The sequence below is a fragment of the Bdellovibrio sp. BIS2 genome (genome assembly GCF_055398295.1).
The window spans coordinates 1,322,772-1,339,372 of the sequence record NZ_AP035879.1 but is presented as its reverse complement, the minus strand read 5'-3'; the positions used below and the strand labels follow the sequence as shown (position 1 = coordinate 1,339,372).

The following is a 16,601-nucleotide window of genomic DNA, read 5'->3' as shown; positions in this document are numbered from 1 at the left end:
GTGCGGTATCAATGCACATATGGTGTTTTTTATTTGAGACCACTTCCAATACCTGAAAGGTCTCTAATGACTCCGTTAACAACCGTAGACAATTTTGAAAACTTTGGACTGAGTGCACCTGTGATGGCTGCGATGGCAGACATGGGCTTCACCACTCCAACTCCGATCCAGCGTCAGGCTTTGCCGATTCTGCTGGCTGGTGCCAATGACTTTATCGGTCTGGCTTCCACGGGTACCGGTAAAACCGCTGCCTTCGGGATTCCGCTGATTGAAAATATCGACAGCACCACCAAAGACACTCAGGCTCTTGTCCTGAGCCCAACGCGTGAGCTGGCTCTGCAAGTGGCAGAACAACTGACTTTGCTGGGTAAGAAAAAAGGCGTTCGCGTAGTTACAATCTACGGTGGCGCTTCTTACCGCACACAAATCGACGGCGTTAAACGTGGCGCACACATCGTGGTGGCAACTCCGGGCCGTCTGGTTGACTTCCTTGAACAGAAAATGATCAAACTTCAGAGCGTGAAAACTGTCGTTCTGGATGAAGCTGACGAAATGCTTTCCATGGGCTTTAAAGAAGCTCTGGAAACAATCCTTTCTGCAACTCAGCCGGAAGATTCAGACTCTGTTCGCGCGGCTTGCCGTACATGGTTGTTCTCTGCAACCATGTCTTCGGAAGTTCGTCGTTTGACTTCCACTTACCTTGAAAATCCTGAAACTGTCTCTGTGAACAAAGTGGGCGGCACGGCTGACACTATTGAGCAGATCTACTACACAGTTAAGAACTCCTACAAAACCGAAGTGATTGCCCGTCTGTTGCAAACCGCTCCGGAATTCTATGGCATCATCTTCTGCCAGACAAAAATGGAAGTCGCAGAGCTTGCTGACATTCTGACTCAGCGTGGATTCCCGGCAGACTCTCTGCACGGTGACAAATCCCAGCAGGAACGTGAAGCGACTTTGAAGAAGTTCAAACAGCGTCAGGTGAAAGTCATCGTGGCGACCGACGTTGCGGCCCGTGGTCTGGATATCAAAGATCTGACTCACGTGGTGAATCATTCTTTGCCTTGGGATACTGAATCCTATGTTCACCGTATCGGCCGTACCGGTCGTAACGGTCAAAAAGGCACCGCGATCACTTTGGTGAACCCGGAACAATTGACCCTTCTTCGCCGTGTGATGCAAAACACGAAAGCAGTTTTGACCAAAGGTGTGGTCCCATCTGCTGATGAAGTGGCTGGCCTTAAAATCAAAGACGTTATGGATAAAGTCAGCACCATGGACTCCGAATCAGTCCCATTGCAACTGGCGATGGACCTGATCCAGGATCTGATCCAGGCTGAAGACATCAACTTCAAGGATCTTTCCAAAGAAGAGCTTCTGGCTCGATTCATCGCAGCTTACTTCCCGAACGTGTTCGTGAAGAAAGATCTGATGCTGGATTACATGGGCGACCGTGTTCCGCGTGAGCTTCTGCCACGCGATCCAAACGACAACCGCTTCACCCGTGGTGCCCGTGGCGCCGATCGTCGCGATGACCGTGATGATTACCGTGCCCGCCGTCCATTCGGTGCCGGCCGTGGTGCCAGCGCCCCTGCGCGCGGTTTCCGCTCTGAAGGTGCTCGCGCTGAATTCAGCGGTGGCGAACAGCGTGCTGAAAGAACCGAAAGACCGGCTTTCCGCGACCGTCCGGAAAGAGCTGAACGCACAGAACGTCCTGAGCGCAGCGAACGTGCTGAACGCGCAGAGCGTTCCGAACGTTCCTTCCGCGCTTCCGCCAACAGCGACAGCCGTCCGGCCCGCGCTGAACGCAGCGAGCGCTCTGAGCGCCCACAACGCGCTGAAAACGACCGTCCTGAGCGTCGTGGTGACCATCCAGGCATCAAGCGCTTCCGCGCTCCGAAACGCCAGTACCGCGATTAATTCATCCGTCTCATAGTGAGACAGCGCAGAATTGTCACGACAGTGTGATGATTCTGAACAAGAGCAGACTCTAAGAGTCTGCTCTTTTCGTTTTAAGACTCCGGCATCATGCTTGCTTTGCAATGTTTCGGAGACATTATGAGACAATTCTTAACGGCACTAATCATATTTGCGCTGGGACTGCCGACATTTGCGGAAACCCGCAAAGTGCACCGCTCTGACGGAGCCCGGGGCATTTGCCTGGGTTGCGAAGACCGTGGCGACAAGTCCGTGGATCAGATCCGCGCCCTTCGTTCGGCGGTGGGTGGTGATCAATCCTATAAAGACATTTACAAATACAACTACAACAAACAGAAGGACCGCAAGGTCGCAGAAGTCTGCAGCAGCATGGTCACCAATACAGGCTACGGACCCTGGGGCCGGCATATTCTAAACATCCTGAATGAGCGCGAGTATCCGAACCTCTTTGACGGCACACCGGATCTTGTCAGCCTTTGCCCGGCCTATCCCCAGTTGGGACCGGAAGAAAAGAAGGTGGTCTTTGTCGCCATTATGAATGTCATGGTCCTGGGTGAAAGCACCTGCGGAGCTGGCCCGCACACGGCCAAGGGTCCCAATGGAACCGCCGTGGGCATCTTACAGCTTCATCGTGGTAAAGAAGCCTCTTATGAAAGTGAAGGACGACATGGACACGGCCCCGAAATCGGCTGCAAAAACGGTGACGGCGAAAAGCCGGAAAGCTCTCTGAAATGCGGCTTGCATTTGCTGGATATGCAGTTTGCTGCCAAAGGCGAATTGCTCAGTCGTTCCTCCCACTGGGAGGTTCTAAGACCCCAAGGCCGCAAACAAAAACACAAGTGGACCAAAAAAATCGTCAGTGAACTTTCAATCTGTAAATAACAAAATCTTACGCCACTGATGCTGGAACTCACGATCCTGTATCAGTTGGCTGTAGGAACGATCCGAAAACAACACCCCGACAAACTCTCGCACTGGCAAACTGACCCTGCTCACCGACCGCGCATCAAAGTGATGATAAAGCATTTCATGCACCGTCAGCGCCGCCTGCTGATCGAGCGACAGGATATTCCACAGGGGGCGATGAATGAAAATCTGATTCTTTTTTCGCACGGCCAATTGAACCAGTTTTGCGGGATCCACCGCAGGAAGCTTTTCCAAATCCGTCGTCAGTTCAAGTTCACTGCGGGTGAACTCCCAGCGTAAATCATTCAAAGACATCATCAGCAGCAAATGCAGCTCCGGAGAAAACCGCGCGATGTCCGCCATTTTCTGCGCGATCAGCCCCACCGGAAAGTCGCTGGGAAGATTTACGCGCAGGTCCCAGTAGGTTTTTTCAGAATAAGATCCGCCAAAGAAAGGAAGCTCAACGCCCGCTTCAAAAAGATCCAGCAACACCACTCCCCGGTCCGTCAGCACACCCTTGCCACCATTGCTTTCGCGATAGGCCTGAGCAGAACCACTTAACAGCGTCAAAGAAATGACAAGCATCATCAGTGCCTTCACTACTCCTCCTTGTTCAGTGGATACAACGACAAACTGAGCTGAAACACCTGATCTTTGGTTTCGCTTTCAGAAAGAAAAAGCCCCAGCTTGCGCCGAAACGCCTTGATCATCTGTTTGGCCTCGTGCAGTTTGCGGGAATCCGTGGCCACCACAATGGAGGACTGATCCCGGTGCCCCAGCGACAGATCCTGCAGCGCCTGCACAGAACGAAGCAGCACCGCTTTCTGAAAACGGCGATGGGCTTCTGTCGCAGCCACATCACTTAAGATGTCCGTCGTGAATCCCTCGGAAGTGTCGACCCATGTGCCATCACTTTCGATACGCAACAATCCCACCGCCTGCAGTCGGTCCACACATTCCTGTGCCTGATCAGAGGATATCCCCATCACCAGAGCCACCCACTGAACGTCCGGCTGAAAGCTTTTCAGCTTCAGCAGTTCCAGTATGTGATAGTGCCGGGGATCGGAGATGATTTTAAAGGTCTCCAAAGGAATCTTCTGCAGCCTGACGACGTTGTTTTTCGCCCGGCGGGTGTGACGCCGGTATTTCTTCAATTCTGCTTTTTTGAAATTTTCAATGGCCTGATCACTCAGCTGAATCTTGCGCCCGATGGCTTCCACCAGTTCAGGATGGATCGGTCGCTTGCCGAGCAGAATTTTGGACAGGCGGGAGTCATCAATCCCGATATAGCGGGCATAGGCCCTCTGGGAAAAATGACGGTCATTGGCGCGTTTTTCTTTGTAGTGATCTTTCAGGACATCGACAAAGTTTTTAGTGCTCATGCACCGATCAGATCAGGCACTGAACAACAAGGCAATCGCGGTGCGGCCGCGAAATCTTAAGTGTTTGCAACCCGCACCTTAAAGGCCCGCACTATTCCTTGCGGCCTCCGTGAATCATGTCCGAAACCAACCCTTGATCGTGGCGATTTTCCGCGACAACAATTCCCACAATATGCCCAACAACAAATGCGACAAAGAACCACATCATCAGTTCATGAATTTCTTTGACGGGATTCAGGGCTTCTTTACTGATCCCCAGCTCGGTTTTGAAATAGAGCAAAAGACCGGAAGCCACCATAAAGACCGTGACCAGATAAAACAGAGCGTAACCGGTTTTAACGAGTGTATAATGAACGGCATTGGCTTTCTGTCCTGCGGGAACCTTGCGCAGATTCCAGGCGCTTTGAGCCGCATGCGTGGCCGGGCATTTTTTAACGGCAAAGATCCCCACCAGAACCCGCACCAGCAGCAAGCCCCCTAACGTGAAGCCCAGCACATAGTGCCAGTCCCACATGGGAGTCCGAATACTGACTGCAATATCCTTGGCCAGCTCTGGAGTGATCGTGGTTCCGGCTTCCTGAAGTTTGTTTTCGATCAGCGCGGAATTGGTGCGCCAGCTTAAAAAGGTTTTACGCAAAAAAGCTGTTCCCAGCAGTCCCAAAATTGCCAGGGCATTCAGCCAGTGCCAGACGCGCAGACTTAGAGGTTGGTATTTTTTAAAACTGTAGTTGTTCATGCCGCCAACTTAGCACATCAACCCACGCGGCTGAAGGACAAAAGAGCGGACTTTAAGTCATCTGCAACTTCCAACCCCCGGATGACTCCCATACGCACCAGTCGTTCGCGCAGATTTTCGCGCAGAGAACACAGGCGGATTTCCGCCGGCTTCAGACGGATCTCCCTTTGCACCTGGGCCAGCCACGGTATGGCGTCGGCACTGATGGAATCCACATCCTGAAAATACAGCACCACACAACTGACCTCGCGCTTGGCGAGAAGTTCCTGACGGCAGGCCTCCAGGGCCGGCAACACCGGGGTGTTGATCTCGCCCGAGAAACTCACCACCAGCATTTTGTTTTTCTGGTTGAAACTATACTGAAACGACTTCTGATCTTCCAACGTACAACTCCTAGAAATCGGCTTCTTTAATTTTTTACATGGTAACACAAGAAGCGCAGCATTAAAATTTCTCAAGAAAACCATATCAAGATGATCCAGCACCGTATTTCGGAGCCCGAATAACACTCCGTTTGACAAGGATTAGCCGTCCAAATACATCTTTCAGGGTTTATTTCGGAGGGATTCATGAAAGTATTTGCAGCACTCCTGCTTGCCGTCTTTGTCACGACTTCAACGGCCTTTGCCGCGCCAAAAACGACGCCTCAAAACAGCGCGACAGTAAGAATCAATCCCGACACTCTTCGCCGCATGTTCCTTGACCGCAATGTGGGTATTGCGATTTCCCTGAACAACGTTCATCAGGCCAAAGAGCGCGTGAATGTGGCCCGTGGCAACCTGCTGCCTTCCGTGAATCTGGGTGGCGCTATTTCCAGTGGACCTTCCTTTGCGCTGAACACAGTTTCCTTCCTGTTGCCGTTCCTGATGCCGTCCAACTGGATGGATCTGAAAGAAAACACCTACTTGCTTAAGGCGCAGGGCATGTCCCACTACATCGCCCAGTTGAATGGGTATTCTTCTGCGTACTCCATCTACATGACGATCCTGGGTGATATCGAACTGCGTGGTATCCTGGCCCTGCAATACGAAAATCTGAAAGCGATCGAGGAACAACTGCGCCTGCCTGCTCAGTTGGGCATGATCCGCGAAGAGGAATACCTGCAAGCCCAGGCACAAACACAGATGGCGCTGGTTCAGTTGTCCCAGGTGGATGAACTGGTACTTCAGGAAAAAGCCGCTATTCGTGAATTGCTGGGCCTGTCTTTGACGACCGAAATCGTTTTCGAGGACGCCGCGGTTGCGGTTTCACCGGTTGAAAACTGGTCCCCGCAATCATTGCTGACCCAGGTGCACGAAAACTCCCCGGAAAGCCGTCAGATGGCAGCCATGATCACTTCTGCTCAATACAACAAGTGGAGCAAGGCTTTCAGCTTCCTCGGTGGACATTCCCTGGGCGCCTCCCGCATGAACGGCGCCATGGGAAGCCTTGAACACTCTGGCTCTGTGAACTTTGGCTTTGCATATTTCCCAAATTTGAAAATCAGCAACCTGAATATCGAACAACTGAAACTGCGCAAAAAAGAACTGCAGTTGGAACAGGCGAACCTGATTGAAGTGACTTTGGGTTCCCTGATGGAAGCGCAGAAACAGTACAATGCCGCGGCCCTGGCGCACGCAAATCTGGTGAAAGTGTATGACGCTGAAGTTCTGCGCTATAAACTGGGCATGACAGACTTGCTGCACGTGCTGGAGGCTTCTAACGGCCTGACCAATTCCGTGACCAACAAAATCAAAGCCCAGACGGCCCTGAACACTTTGCGTATCAGCCTTCACCGTATCATGATTTCAGAGCAGTTCGCGAAAGTGGAAGACTGTGAAATTGAACGCCGCGGTTCAGGCGGCATCAAAGGCAAATTGGGCCGTGTCTTTAATCCGGAAAAATACCAGGTCACCCTGGACGAAGTCTGCGGCAACTAACGCAGAAACTGGACATCGAAGTGGCCGTTGGAAGTTTCCTCCGGCCATACCAGAAAGATGTCACCATTCAATTCCGCCACGTAAAGGCGTGTGAAGACCGCCTCCCCCTGCCAGTAAAAGGAACTTCCCATCCGAAAGTTCCGGCTGACTGTTTCCGACAACATTTCAAATCCGACCACTCTTAAGCGATCCCCGCGATGCAGATCATCGCCTCTCTCAGATTCCCTGATCACCAGTTCCTGGCCCACCTGCAGTGAGCATCTATCCAGTGTTTTCACAAGCCCTCCCAAAAAGTTCACGTGGACTCTTGGACTTCAGTTTAACCGCCTAAAATCCAAGAATCCCTTCACAGTCTCATTCTGACTATTGCACACCACTGGAAGCAGAACGTTCAGGACGTCCCTTGCCCGGACCACCGCCGCGGCCAAACTTAGGCGGAGCTTCAAAGCCTTTCTCTTGCAGACAGGCATCAATTTTTGAGCGGGTTTCATCATCGGGGGCCTGAGGTCTTTGCCCCGGCTCGGGCTGGGCAATGCCAAGCTCTTCATGGCAGGCACGGAACGCCTCTTTCAGGGCTTCGTGGGACTTTTCCTGAGCCCAACTTGTGTGCGCTGAAGTCACCGTCACCAACATCAGGGTCGCGATCAATTGTTTTTGCAGAGTTTTAAACATAAGGACCTCCTCGTCCTTTTCAAGAATAGAAAAGGACTATGGAGGCAGAATGGAACAGTCCCGGAACAGGACGCTTGCAAGGACCTTTTAACGGGCTTCGCAAACAATTCCCGGCTCTTGAGAGGTGCCGGTCAGGTTGTAGTAATGGCGGGAATCCAGATCGTTGATGAAAAGATCACCCTTGTAACGCCCCATGAAGGCGCCGTTTTTCAAAACCGGGCTGACACGGATGTGCACCATGCCCGCGGCCCCGCCGCGCAGATTCACATCATCCATGGATGCTGCTGGAACAAGGACAACATCAGAACGCGTGTAAGTCTGGCCGGTGATCTTGTCGTGAAACTTCAAAGCCGCCCCAAGATTGTAAGCACCAACAACAGGTTTTAGCGGATCAATAGTGCGGTTGAAGATGACCTCAATCACAGCGTCAGCGCGCATCGGTTCATATCCCGGCACGCACACAAGTTTGGCGACAGAAGCCCCGGCATGCAGGGACGAAAAAAGAACAACAACGGAAATCAAAAGTTTTTTCATAAGGGGACTTCTACCTGAAGCCCCTCCCCCTTTGCAAGGGTCATAAAAGCCAGTCTTACTTGGCTTTCAATAAGCTAGTTTTTGGCGTGCAAAGCCACTTTATTGCCTTCCGTGTCCTCGAAAGTGGCAATAAAGCCGTACTGGCCAATGCTCTTTTTATCCGTCAGCGTCTTCCCGCCTTTGTCTTTGATCTTTTTAAGACTGTCTTCAATGCTGTTCACACTGAAGTAAAGCAAACAGCCATCATGCGACGGCTTGTAGTCAGAGCCCTGCACCAGCGCCCCGGTGGCACCCGGCTCTTTTTCCTTCATGGGAAACATCGCCATTTTGACGGGGCCCATTTCGCTCAAAGTAAAGGAAACATCGAAAGACTGCTCATAGAACTTCATGGCACGGCTCATGTCTTTGACCGGGATTTCAAACCAACCGCAGATATGCATAAGAACTCCTTTGTGATGCTGGAGTTCATTGTAAAGGCAGGCTTTAAAAAAAATAATGCCCACGTGTAAAACACATGGGCACAGAGGATCTGGAGAAAAACGAATTGTTCTTATTTGAATCGAATCAGAGTCACTCAAAAGCACACTCTATTTTTTTCATCCAAGAAACAATTATATTGTTTGAGCTCCTTTTAGTGAGGGATCAATTCAATTGATCCTATTCACGGTCCTCTTTGGACTCTTTGATGCTTCGGTTATTTCTAACTTCATTCATCCAGAGTTCATACTTCAATACTACTCCTTCAAAAAAATAAAAAAACCGCAAACCCGCTCCCTTACTGCATCTTAAGCCCCGGCAGGACTTTGCAATCTCACTGGCGTTTGTTCACTGAACGAAGGAATTGAAAAATCTGAATCCATTCCAGATTCGCCCACGCACAAGGTCCTAAAAATTATGTCTCGGTAACAATTTTTCCGACGAACACCCCGTGTCAGCTAGCATCTGTCGAAGAACACACAGCATCTTTCACGGAGGAACGATGAATTTGATCTCTAAAAAGTCCCTGGTATTGGCCGCTTTCCTTTCCATGACCGCTTGTGCGGGCCAAGACTACAGCTCCGCCGAAGTCCTTCCGGACGACACCGAAATGGAGCAGACAATTCCCGAAACAGAACCCGTCGACAAATCCACTGCCGCAGAAAATGATACGGCATCAAACGAAGACACCACCACTGTGCTTGAAAGCGAAGCGATTCTGAAAAACTATGATCATCTGGATCCGAAAAGACTGATCAACTCAAAAGCGCTGGCCGAAGCGGTTGTATACTTCGACAAAAACCAGTCCCGCATCAAAAACAAAAAATACATGTCCCTGATCGATTTCGGCAAACGTTCCACTCAGGCCCGTTTCTTTATTATTAATATGTCCACTGGTGAAGTGACAGCCATCCACACCGCCCACGGTAAAGGCTCTGATGCCAACCATGACGGCTACGCGGACAAGTTCAGCAACAAATCCGGTTCCAACGCGAGTTCTTTGGGCTATTATCTGGCGGCAGAAACTTATACCGGCAAACACGGTTTGTCTTTGAAGCTCGATGGTCTTTCCAGCACGAACTCCAACGCACGCGCCCGCGCCGTGGTGATCCACGGAGCAAGCTATGTGAAGGAATCCAGTGTTATTCAAGGTCGCAGCTGGGGCTGCCCGGCCGTGGCAAATCACCTGCGTGACAAGGTCATCGGCATGCTTAAAGGCGGCAGTTTGATCTACGCCTTCGCCAAGTAATTACTTGATCACAGGTTTTGTATCCGGCGGAGTTTTAATTTCTCCACAGGCGATCCGGTCTCCGGCTTCGCCTGCGGGCTGGGATTTATAATCATCCGCTTTCGCATGAATCACGATCGCGGTCCCCTCTTTGGAGACCACAGAGTTTTTTCCCGCCCGGACGGTGAGCATCGGATTGACAACATCCACGGACGCCGTCCCGTCTTCTTTCACGACAATATTATTGAAGTCCCCCGCATGCGGGCCGCCTTTGCTTTTGTGGCCGTGCTTCTTTTTATCCGGATTAAAGTGGGCGCCTGCGGATTTGAAATCTGGAGCGGTACACAGGCCCTTTTCGTGAATATGAAAGGCTTTTTCCCCAGGGGGAAGATTCTGCAGTTCCATCTGGATGCGCATCCCGTTGGTCACATCAGTCAGCGTCGCATTCCCGACCTGTTCACCCTTGGCATTACGAATGATGATGGCTATAGGGTCTTGCTGTGCATAGACCGAACTTGCTCCCACGAGGGTCAGCACCAGGGCTTTACTAAGGGCTTTAAACATAAAATTCCTCCCGCGAAAATATCAAACTAAGTTAAGGCGGATTTGAGGAATCTCCAAAATAGAATACCTTGTAATTTACCAGATTTAACCTAGGCTAAGTTATACATCTATTCGAGGGGAAAATTATGAAATGGATTTTGGCTGTTCTTGTCGCCGCACTTGCCGGATGCTCCACTACACCCAAGAAAGAATCCCCGTCCACTGGCGCCGTCGTGCCGGATGTTACCGCACCTTCAACCATTGACTACGTTGCTTTACAAACTTTCCTGGGACTGGATCGTGCGCCGGAAGAGCTGGGTTACACGGAAAGAGCTTTCAACACCTGTGACGCCGGTTATGGTTATTCCCGCTCGCAGAACTGCCGTCAGGAAGTCTTTGTGGTGCTGCATTTTCGACTGCTGTGTCGTGATTCTGAAGGAACCATTTCCACAATCCTGACAGAGTCAGACGTAACACCGATTGCTGGCAGGACCGTGAAATGGAGTTTAAAAGGAATGACTGGAACAGCCCTGACTGATGGTCTGGGCTATGGACAGATTCGCACGGTGTCCCCAAGATCCCAGCGCCGCGAGCGTGCGCGCCTGGCCGTGGGATCTGAGTTCTTGTACATGCGAGCCAACGAGATCACAAAAATCATCACACCACGTCCGTGGTGCAATCCTTAATTGCAATCCACCTCCTGAATGTCGAGGGTCACGTTTTTCGCAAAAGCGCGTCCCTTGCCCTCACCAATGATAGTTGCTGACAAGTTTCCGCGCAGGATGTCTGATCCACCACAGGCGGTTTCAAGCAGCACGTCCTTCTGCCCCACATACTGGGTTGTTTTTTCGGCTTTTTCAGCGGCAACAATTTCAAGGGTCTGTTTGGCGCCCTGGCTGCCGGCTTTGAAGATTTCAACTTCCGCTTTCACGCGGGTCTGCTGCGGATACGCACGCAGGCTGATCAATTGCTGACTGTCGCGCACAACAATCTTTTTTCCGGCTGCCGCCTTCAAGGTCAGTGCAAAGGTGCAACTGCCACGGGCAATCTTGCTGGTTTCCTCTTTCTTGACATAAAGTCCGTTGGGGATGCGCACACGGCCTTCGGCTTCGTTCAGTTCATAACGGCCCGGAGTCCACTCGCAGGCATTACCCGCAGTTTCGACAAATCCCGTTTGGGCAGCCGAAGCGGCCAAAGACATAAAGGTGAAGGAAGCTGCCAGCAAAGTGTGTCTCATCATAATTCCCCCCGGAATTTTACTGGGGCCCGATTGCCACCAGAGTGCATGTCAGAAGGAAACTATTTCAAGAAGAGTGCCAGATTTTTTGGCTCCAGATTAAAGCGCGGACTTACCAGAAAAACACTGAACCCAGTGGAGCATGCCCTGTGAGTTGGCAGCGATCCCCACACCCATGGTGCGAAAGTTGGAACTTAGAATGTTATTGCGATGACCGGCGGAACTCATCCACCCTGCCATGACCTGAGCTGCGGTGGAATAACCGGCCGCGATGTTTTCTCCCCAGTAACTTCCGGAAAGGCCAAAGCGCGCAAATCTTTGTGTGGTGGTTTCCGTAGGACTGTCGTGGGCAAAAAAGTTTCGTGCAACCATATCGTCGGCGTGCGCCTGAGCCTCGGCCACACAGGCTGGCAGGGCCGTCAAAGCGTCCAGTCCCCGGCTGGTGCGCTCGTGGTTGACCGCCATAAGGACTTCGCAGGCCATCCCTGTCATGGGATCACATTCCGCCTCGCTGCTTTCGCCATTGGACTCTTGTTCGTTGCTGCCACCGGCGCCAGGCCCTGCGCTGTCCCCGCCACCACCACCCGCACAGGCGGTCAGAGCCAGCACAAACAAGAATAAAAATGAGACACGAACCATACCGTCCTCCTGCGCAAATTAAAGCAAGGACGGAGCCAATAAATCAAAACTGCTGAGGTGATTGAAATCGGGAACTTAGAAGAGCTGCGGGAGCTTTGAATTTCAGACAAAGTGTAAGCTGTCTGAAGCGTCGACAGAAAAAACAGGATTCAGAAATAAAAAAAGGCGGAAATTTCTTTCCGCCTTTTTCATTAAGATGAAAATCTTAAAATTAGAAACGACCACCGCGGTTACCACCGCCGAAACCGCCACCACGGTTGCCGCCGCCACCGCCGCGACCACCACCGAAGCCACCACGGTTCTCACGAGGAGCCATTGGTTTAGCTTCAGATACGTTCATTGCACGACCCATCAACTCAACGCCGTTCAATTTAGCGATTGCAGTTGCAGCTTCGTCGTCAGTAGACATTTCAACGAAAGCGAAACCTTTAGAACGACCAGTTTCACGATCGATCACGATGCGTGCAGATTCAACATTTCCGAATTCTGCGAAAGTGTCAGCCAAAGACTGATCATCCAAAGAATAAGAAAGATTTCCAACGTAGATTTTTTTACCCATATAAACCTCCTAAGATTTGCTTTTGGGAAGCTCTTAAGAGGTCTTGGGCCCTATGCCCGAAAACTCTCCAGAGACTAAATTCTTACTAGGGAATTTCTAGCGAATTTCTCGGAAAAGGGGAAGCAATTAAAATGAGAATAACCTAAATGAGCATTATTTCGCTGAAACCTGCGAACACTCAGGGATATGAAAGCGGCGCGCAAAAACAAACAAAATATTGTGAAATCAAAGACTTAAAGCCCAAAATGGGGTTTCAGCGGCAAAACCCCACCCTGTAAGAGGTCTAGACCCCCCAGGGGGCCCGGAAGCCCCGTGGCGGCCCCCTTAGCGGCCATCCACCAGGCGGATGCCGTCATCGTGGACCGTAATCAGGCGTTTTTTATAAAGCCCACCCAGGGCGATTTTGTACTTCTTTTTGCTGACTCCGAACAAATCATAAATCGCCTCAGGATCTGTTTTGTCGGTGATGGGCAGGAAGCCGCCTTTGGACTTCAACAGCTCCATGATGCGCTCACCAATATCGGCGGTGGCTTTGTGGCCGGCCTCGTTCAGACGCAGATCGATTTTTCCGTCATCACGCACCTGCTTGATAAAACCCTTCAGACGCTGACCGTATTCCAACTGTTGAAACACCTCATTCGCATACAGCATGCCCCAGTGACGGCCATTGATGATGGCTTTGTATCCCAGATCAGTTTTCGCAGCGATCAACAGATCCACGCTTTGCCCGGCTTCGTAATTGCCGGATTCTTTGTCGATGAAACGGTCCAGACGCATGGACGAGGCAATGCGATCCGTCTTATCCAGATACAAATAGACCAGAACATTCTGACCGATTTTCAAATCACGGGTTTGTTCACTGAATGGCAGGAACAAATCCTTCGGCAATCCCCAGTCCAAAAAAGCACCCACGCGCTCAATGGATTTCACTTTCAGCAAACCGAAAGTCCCGACCATCGCAAACGGCATTTCTGTCATGGCAACAAGGCGGTCTTCCGAGTCAAAACAGACAAACACTTCCAGTTCGGCACCGACTTCGCAGTTCTCGGGCTGATAGCGTGCGGGCAACAGGATTTCCCCGTCACTTCCACCATCCAGAAAGACCCCGTATTCCATTTTTTTGACGACTTTAAGCTTGTTGATCTGACCGATTTGAACCATGGCGAAGTGATGCCACAAAACCGCCATAGGGGGTACCTAAATCTGGAGCGGGTCATTTTTTCGTATTTTCATTCAGAACTCGACAAGAAAAGCCCCGCCTGCTACCTAAATATTTTTCATTTTCCCGAGGTGTCTTGTGTCGCAAAATCAATTCTCATCACTTCCCCTGTCCCCGGAGCTGCTGGCTGTTGTTCAGGAACTGGGTTTTGAGGCACTGACACCGATCCAGCAGGAAAGCATCCCGCTGCTTCTGGCAGGAAAAGACATCATCGGCCAGGCCAAAACCGGCAGCGGAAAAACCGCGGCCTTCTCACTTCCGATCCTGAACAAGATCCAGATCGACCTGCCTCAGTTGCAGGCGCTGATTTTGTGCCCGACCCGCGAGCTGGCAAGTCAGGTGGTCACTGAAATCCGCAAACTGGGCCGTCGTTTACCGGGCCTGAAGGTTCTGGCCATGACCGGGGGCCAATCCGGCCGTGAGCAGGCGGATGCTTTGGAAAACGGCGTGCAGATCGTTGTCGGCACTCCGGGCCGTCTGGCTGACTTTGTCGGTCGCAGCCGCATCGATCTTTCGGCCGTCAAAACCGTTGTGCTGGATGAGGCCGACAAAATGCTCGACATGGGTTTTGCCGATGAAATCAAAACTGTGATGCGCGATCTGCCAGGCTCGCGCCAGACCGTGCTGTTTTCCGCAACCTTCCCTGAATCCATCGAGCATCTTTCACGCAAATACCAGCGTCATGCACAGCAGGTGATCATCGAGGACGAAGAACAAAACCTGATTGAACAGTTGGTTTATGACAGCGAGGACGATGACAAAACCAACGTGCTGATGCGCATTCTGCAGCAGCATCCGTCGGATTCCACCATCATCTTCTGCAACACCAAAAACGCCGTGGCGGAAATCGCCGAGCGCCTGAATGATCTGGGGGCTGCCAGCGGCTGCCTGCACGGAGACATGGAACAGCGTGAACGCGACCGCGTGATGGCGATGTTCCGTAACGGTTCCCACCGTATTCTGGTGGCCACCGACGTAGCCGCACGCGGTTTGGATATCGACAGTCTGGAACTGGTCATCAACTTTGACCTGCCCCTGTCACCGGAAATCTATGTTCACCGCATCGGTCGCACCGGGCGCGCAGGTAAAACCGGCGTGGCGGTCACCATCGCCCACCCCAAAGACACTTTGAAACTGGCGCAGTTTGAAGACCTGACCGGCGGCAAATTCGCACGTCCTTCGTTGGGCTTTAAGAATCAGTACGGCTTGAATAAAACCCTGAAAGAAGCGCCGATGAAGACTCTTTCCATCTCTGGCGGTCGCAAGGACAAGCTGCGTCCCGGGGATATCCTGGGTGCTTTGACCGGGACGGCGGGCGGTTTGACTTCCGCAGATGTCGGCAAGATCGAAATTCAGGACAAGATTTCTTTTGTAGCCGTGTCTGCCAAAGTTGCAGACGGCGCCATGCAAAAGCTGCGTGAAGGCCGCATCAAAGGCCAAAAGTTCCAGATCAAATTTGTGAAGTGATTATTCGCGCGAACGGAACAAGGACAGATTGCCGCCGTCAAATTCCTGACCCGGCAGCCACCCTTCGCGTTCAGCGATCTCTTTCAGCCACAGGCGCGCATTCCCTTTGGTCACCACGACAATTCTTTGACGGCGCGACACTTCCACCAGTTGATTCAAAACATGCTGGTAAGTGTCCTTGCTGAAGGGATCAAACATGTAATAGACGTCGGCGTCAGGGATGCGGAAGTTTTTTTCGGAAAGATCCTGGGTGAAAAAATGAACGTGCCCTTGCAAGCCGAACTTTGCGGTGGATTCATTGGAGATATCCACGCGGTGTTTGACGTACTCGTATCCGATAAAATCAATATCCGGCCGAAGCACACCGACAACCAGCCCCACCCGCCCATAGCCTGAGCCCAGATCAATAAAGCGTGTGCCTTGCGACGCCTGCACTTCACGCAAAGCCGTCAGCAATGTTGAATAGGAGGACTGCACCCCCAGGCCGGCACCTTCATAAAGTCTTTCGGTGCCATTCACGTCAGTCTTCATTCCCAGATCGGCGTCATAATTCAAACCAAAGATCTGATCCAGGCCATCAAACGTGCGGTACAAAGACAGCGCCAGGGACCGCGCCTGCGAATTTCCCTGCAGCCACAGCGAGTTCTCGTGGGCAAAAACCTTTTCCATCAGTTGCAGGGCCCGGGTCACAAAAAGATTTTTCTGCTGCTGCCCCAGGGATTGCACATGGGACAACAATATTTTCTCAAGCTCTTCACAAAGCTCTGCCATTCGGCGCAGTTCTTTTTCATTCAGGGGTTGCAGAGTGTCCTGCAGATAATTCAAAGACAGAAGATTGGAGGCAAAGGTCTGTTCGGCAAAGTGGCGATAGTTTTCAGAACTGGAGGCGGGGTCTTTTTTCAGCGTCCACTGCTCTCCCTGCAGAAAGATCAGGGCAGATCCAAGAAAGGTGACATCAATGAAAGCCTCGGCCACTTCTTCGGGGGCCAGTTGGGAAAACTGCTGCCGGAATTCCTGTAAAAAGGGCCCGCGCAGTTCTTTTTTATATGAGGCCAGACCCTTGATGACGAACTCGCGAAGCAGGCTTTGATTTATGTTCATATATAAAGCTTAGCACGGGTTCGTGGAAATAAACGGAATTTATG

At 51.5% G+C, this 16,601-nt stretch carries 21 protein-coding genes; 7 read left to right on the top strand and 14 right to left on the bottom strand.

The features are described 5' to 3' along the window. Positions 1 to 66 precede the first annotated feature (66 nt). Positions 67 to 1,920 carry a DEAD/DEAH box helicase gene (locus ACZ520_RS06485; RefSeq protein WP_232468611.1) on the top strand — a complete coding sequence of 618 codons (1,854 nt, stop codon included), beginning with the start codon at positions 67 to 69 and terminating at the stop codon, positions 1,918 to 1,920. Positions 1,921 to 2,058: 138 nt separating this feature from the next. Then, the gene (locus ACZ520_RS06480) at positions 2,059 to 2,820 is read left to right on the top strand and encodes a hypothetical protein (RefSeq protein ID WP_232468613.1); all 762 of its coding nucleotides are present in this window, start codon (positions 2,059 to 2,061) and stop codon (positions 2,818 to 2,820) included. Here the strand turns inward: ACZ520_RS06480 and ACZ520_RS06475 are convergent. From ACZ520_RS06475 to ACZ520_RS06460, 4 genes are all read right to left on the bottom strand, one after another. Then, on the bottom strand, positions 2,806 to 3,444 hold the full coding sequence (locus ACZ520_RS06475) for a hypothetical protein (RefSeq protein ID WP_374032528.1): 639 nt from the start codon (positions 3,442 to 3,444) through the stop codon (positions 2,806 to 2,808). The two genes, ACZ520_RS06480 and ACZ520_RS06475, sit on opposite strands and share 15 nt — an antisense overlap. After that, complete coding sequence (locus ACZ520_RS06470) at positions 3,444 to 4,226, bottom strand: TIGR02147 family protein (protein ID WP_464127795.1); 783 nt, start codon at positions 4,224 to 4,226, stop codon at positions 3,444 to 3,446. Before ACZ520_RS06470 ends, ACZ520_RS06475 begins: the two co-directional genes overlap by 1 nt. A gap of 91 nt (positions 4,227 to 4,317) precedes the next feature. Further along, the gene (locus tag ACZ520_RS06465) at positions 4,318 to 4,962 is read right to left on the bottom strand and encodes a cytochrome b/b6 domain-containing protein (RefSeq protein WP_417869656.1); all 645 of its coding nucleotides are present in this window, start codon (positions 4,960 to 4,962) and stop codon (positions 4,318 to 4,320) included. 17 nt (positions 4,963 to 4,979) lie between these two features. Then, a complete protein-coding gene (locus ACZ520_RS06460) occupies positions 4,980 to 5,345 on the bottom strand; it encodes an STAS domain-containing protein (protein ID WP_232468614.1) in 366 nt (121 codons plus the stop codon). Positions 5,346 to 5,531: 186 nt separating this feature from the next. Here ACZ520_RS06460 and ACZ520_RS06455 point away from each other — a divergent pair, with 186 nt between their 5' ends. Further along, the gene (locus ACZ520_RS06455; protein ID WP_088565665.1) at positions 5,532 to 6,881 is read left to right on the top strand and encodes a TolC family protein; all 1,350 of its coding nucleotides are present in this window, start codon (positions 5,532 to 5,534) and stop codon (positions 6,879 to 6,881) included. Here the strand turns inward: ACZ520_RS06455 and ACZ520_RS06450 are convergent. From ACZ520_RS06450 to ACZ520_RS06435, 4 genes are all read right to left on the bottom strand, one after another. Further along, positions 6,878 to 7,159: a hypothetical protein gene (locus ACZ520_RS06450; protein ID WP_157678776.1), complete on the bottom strand. Its 282-nt coding sequence runs from the start codon at positions 7,157 to 7,159 to the stop codon at positions 6,878 to 6,880. The two genes, ACZ520_RS06455 and ACZ520_RS06450, sit on opposite strands and share 4 nt — an antisense overlap. Before the next feature lie 85 nt (positions 7,160 to 7,244). Beyond that, on the bottom strand, positions 7,245 to 7,553 hold the full coding sequence (locus ACZ520_RS06445) for a hypothetical protein (protein ID WP_088565667.1): 309 nt from the start codon (positions 7,551 to 7,553) through the stop codon (positions 7,245 to 7,247). An 87-nt stretch (positions 7,554 to 7,640) separates the two neighbouring features. Next, on the bottom strand, positions 7,641 to 8,087 hold the full coding sequence (locus ACZ520_RS06440; RefSeq protein ID WP_464127794.1) for a hypothetical protein: 447 nt from the start codon (positions 8,085 to 8,087) through the stop codon (positions 7,641 to 7,643). A gap of 74 nt (positions 8,088 to 8,161) precedes the next feature. Next, positions 8,162 to 8,527, bottom strand: coding sequence for a VOC family protein (locus ACZ520_RS06435; RefSeq protein ID WP_088565669.1), 366 nt, complete (start codon positions 8,525 to 8,527; stop codon positions 8,162 to 8,164). A 539-nt stretch (positions 8,528 to 9,066) separates the two neighbouring features. On the opposite strand from ACZ520_RS06435, the gene ACZ520_RS06430 reads away from it, so the two are divergent. Next, positions 9,067 to 9,813 carry a murein L,D-transpeptidase catalytic domain family protein gene (locus ACZ520_RS06430; protein ID WP_417869652.1) on the top strand — a complete coding sequence of 249 codons (747 nt, stop codon included), beginning with the start codon at positions 9,067 to 9,069 and terminating at the stop codon, positions 9,811 to 9,813. Here ACZ520_RS06430 and ACZ520_RS06425 read toward each other — a convergent pair whose 3' ends face one another. Next, on the bottom strand, positions 9,814 to 10,356 hold the full coding sequence (locus ACZ520_RS06425) for a superoxide dismutase family protein (protein ID WP_088565670.1): 543 nt from the start codon (positions 10,354 to 10,356) through the stop codon (positions 9,814 to 9,816). It lies immediately after the preceding gene. A gap of 125 nt (positions 10,357 to 10,481) precedes the next feature. Here ACZ520_RS06425 and ACZ520_RS06420 point away from each other — a divergent pair, with 125 nt between their 5' ends. Then, positions 10,482 to 11,021, top strand: a complete 540-nt coding sequence (locus tag ACZ520_RS06420; protein WP_088565671.1) for a hypothetical protein — start codon at positions 10,482 to 10,484, stop codon at positions 11,019 to 11,021. On the opposite strand, the gene ACZ520_RS06415 is transcribed toward ACZ520_RS06420, so the two are convergent. The 3 genes from ACZ520_RS06415 to ACZ520_RS06405 form a co-directional block, all read right to left on the bottom strand. Continuing rightward, positions 11,018 to 11,575: a hypothetical protein gene (locus ACZ520_RS06415; RefSeq protein WP_417869648.1), complete on the bottom strand. Its 558-nt coding sequence runs from the start codon at positions 11,573 to 11,575 to the stop codon at positions 11,018 to 11,020. The genes ACZ520_RS06420 and ACZ520_RS06415 overlap by 4 nt on opposite strands. A gap of 96 nt (positions 11,576 to 11,671) precedes the next feature. Further along, positions 11,672 to 12,211, bottom strand: coding sequence for a CAP domain-containing protein (locus ACZ520_RS06410; protein ID WP_374032521.1), 540 nt, complete (start codon positions 12,209 to 12,211; stop codon positions 11,672 to 11,674). Positions 12,212 to 12,422: 211 nt separating this feature from the next. Then, the gene (locus tag ACZ520_RS06405) at positions 12,423 to 12,770 is read right to left on the bottom strand and encodes an RNA recognition motif domain-containing protein (protein WP_088565674.1); all 348 of its coding nucleotides are present in this window, start codon (positions 12,768 to 12,770) and stop codon (positions 12,423 to 12,425) included. A gap of 146 nt (positions 12,771 to 12,916) precedes the next feature. On the opposite strand from ACZ520_RS06405, the gene ACZ520_RS06400 reads away from it, so the two are divergent. Beyond that, the gene (locus tag ACZ520_RS06400; RefSeq protein ID WP_417869646.1) at positions 12,917 to 13,048 is read left to right on the top strand and encodes a hypothetical protein; all 132 of its coding nucleotides are present in this window, start codon (positions 12,917 to 12,919) and stop codon (positions 13,046 to 13,048) included. 46 nt (positions 13,049 to 13,094) lie between these two features. Here the strand turns inward: ACZ520_RS06400 and ACZ520_RS06395 are convergent, their stop codons facing one another. Beyond that, positions 13,095 to 13,931, bottom strand: coding sequence for a CvfB family protein (locus ACZ520_RS06395; RefSeq protein ID WP_088566872.1), 837 nt, complete (start codon positions 13,929 to 13,931; stop codon positions 13,095 to 13,097). 136 nt (positions 13,932 to 14,067) lie between these two features. Here ACZ520_RS06395 and dbpA point away from each other — a divergent pair, with 136 nt between their 5' ends. Further along, on the top strand, positions 14,068 to 15,456 hold the full coding sequence (gene dbpA, locus ACZ520_RS06390) for an ATP-dependent RNA helicase DbpA (protein ID WP_464127793.1): 1,389 nt from the start codon (positions 14,068 to 14,070) through the stop codon (positions 15,454 to 15,456). On the opposite strand, the gene ACZ520_RS06385 is transcribed toward dbpA, so the two are convergent. After that, a complete protein-coding gene (locus tag ACZ520_RS06385; RefSeq protein ID WP_464127792.1) occupies positions 15,457 to 16,557 on the bottom strand; it encodes a class I SAM-dependent methyltransferase in 1,101 nt (366 codons plus the stop codon). Positions 16,558 to 16,601: the final 44 nt, after the last annotated feature.

What these genes read in the sequence shown, in the direction of transcription:
- ACZ520_RS06485 (WP_232468611.1), top strand. Translation starts at nt 67, where the DNA reads ATGACTCCGTTAACAACCGTAGACAATTTTGAAAACTTTGGACTGAGT.
- ACZ520_RS06480 (WP_232468613.1), top strand. Translation starts at nt 2,059, where the DNA reads ATGAGACAATTCTTAACGGCACTAATCATATTTGCGCTGGGACTGCCG.
- ACZ520_RS06470 (WP_464127795.1), bottom strand. Translation starts at nt 4,226, where the DNA reads ATGAGCACTAAAAACTTTGTCGATGTCCTGAAAGATCACTACAAAGAA.
- ACZ520_RS06465 (WP_417869656.1), bottom strand. Translation starts at nt 4,962, where the DNA reads ATGAACAACTACAGTTTTAAAAAATACCAACCTCTAAGTCTGCGCGTC.
- ACZ520_RS06455 (WP_088565665.1), top strand. Translation starts at nt 5,532, where the DNA reads ATGAAAGTATTTGCAGCACTCCTGCTTGCCGTCTTTGTCACGACTTCA.
- ACZ520_RS06445 (WP_088565667.1), bottom strand. Translation starts at nt 7,553, where the DNA reads ATGTTTAAAACTCTGCAAAAACAATTGATCGCGACCCTGATGTTGGTG.
- ACZ520_RS06440 (WP_464127794.1), bottom strand. Translation starts at nt 8,087, where the DNA reads ATGAAAAAACTTTTGATTTCCGTTGTTGTTCTTTTTTCGTCCCTGCAT.
- ACZ520_RS06435 (WP_088565669.1), bottom strand. Translation starts at nt 8,527, where the DNA reads ATGCATATCTGCGGTTGGTTTGAAATCCCGGTCAAAGACATGAGCCGT.
- ACZ520_RS06430 (WP_417869652.1), top strand. Translation starts at nt 9,067, where the DNA reads ATGAATTTGATCTCTAAAAAGTCCCTGGTATTGGCCGCTTTCCTTTCC.
- ACZ520_RS06425 (WP_088565670.1), bottom strand. Translation starts at nt 10,356, where the DNA reads ATGTTTAAAGCCCTTAGTAAAGCCCTGGTGCTGACCCTCGTGGGAGCA.
- ACZ520_RS06420 (WP_088565671.1), top strand. Translation starts at nt 10,482, where the DNA reads ATGAAATGGATTTTGGCTGTTCTTGTCGCCGCACTTGCCGGATGCTCC.
- ACZ520_RS06415 (WP_417869648.1), bottom strand. Translation starts at nt 11,575, where the DNA reads ATGATGAGACACACTTTGCTGGCAGCTTCCTTCACCTTTATGTCTTTG.
- ACZ520_RS06410 (WP_374032521.1), bottom strand. Translation starts at nt 12,211, where the DNA reads ATGGTTCGTGTCTCATTTTTATTCTTGTTTGTGCTGGCTCTGACCGCC.
- ACZ520_RS06405 (WP_088565674.1), bottom strand. Translation starts at nt 12,770, where the DNA reads ATGGGTAAAAAAATCTACGTTGGAAATCTTTCTTATTCTTTGGATGAT.
- ACZ520_RS06400 (WP_417869646.1), top strand. Translation starts at nt 12,917, where the DNA reads ATGAGCATTATTTCGCTGAAACCTGCGAACACTCAGGGATATGAAAGC.
- ACZ520_RS06395 (WP_088566872.1), bottom strand. Translation starts at nt 13,931, where the DNA reads ATGGTTCAAATCGGTCAGATCAACAAGCTTAAAGTCGTCAAAAAAATG.
- ACZ520_RS06385 (WP_464127792.1), bottom strand. Translation starts at nt 16,557, where the DNA reads ATGAACATAAATCAAAGCCTGCTTCGCGAGTTCGTCATCAAGGGTCTG.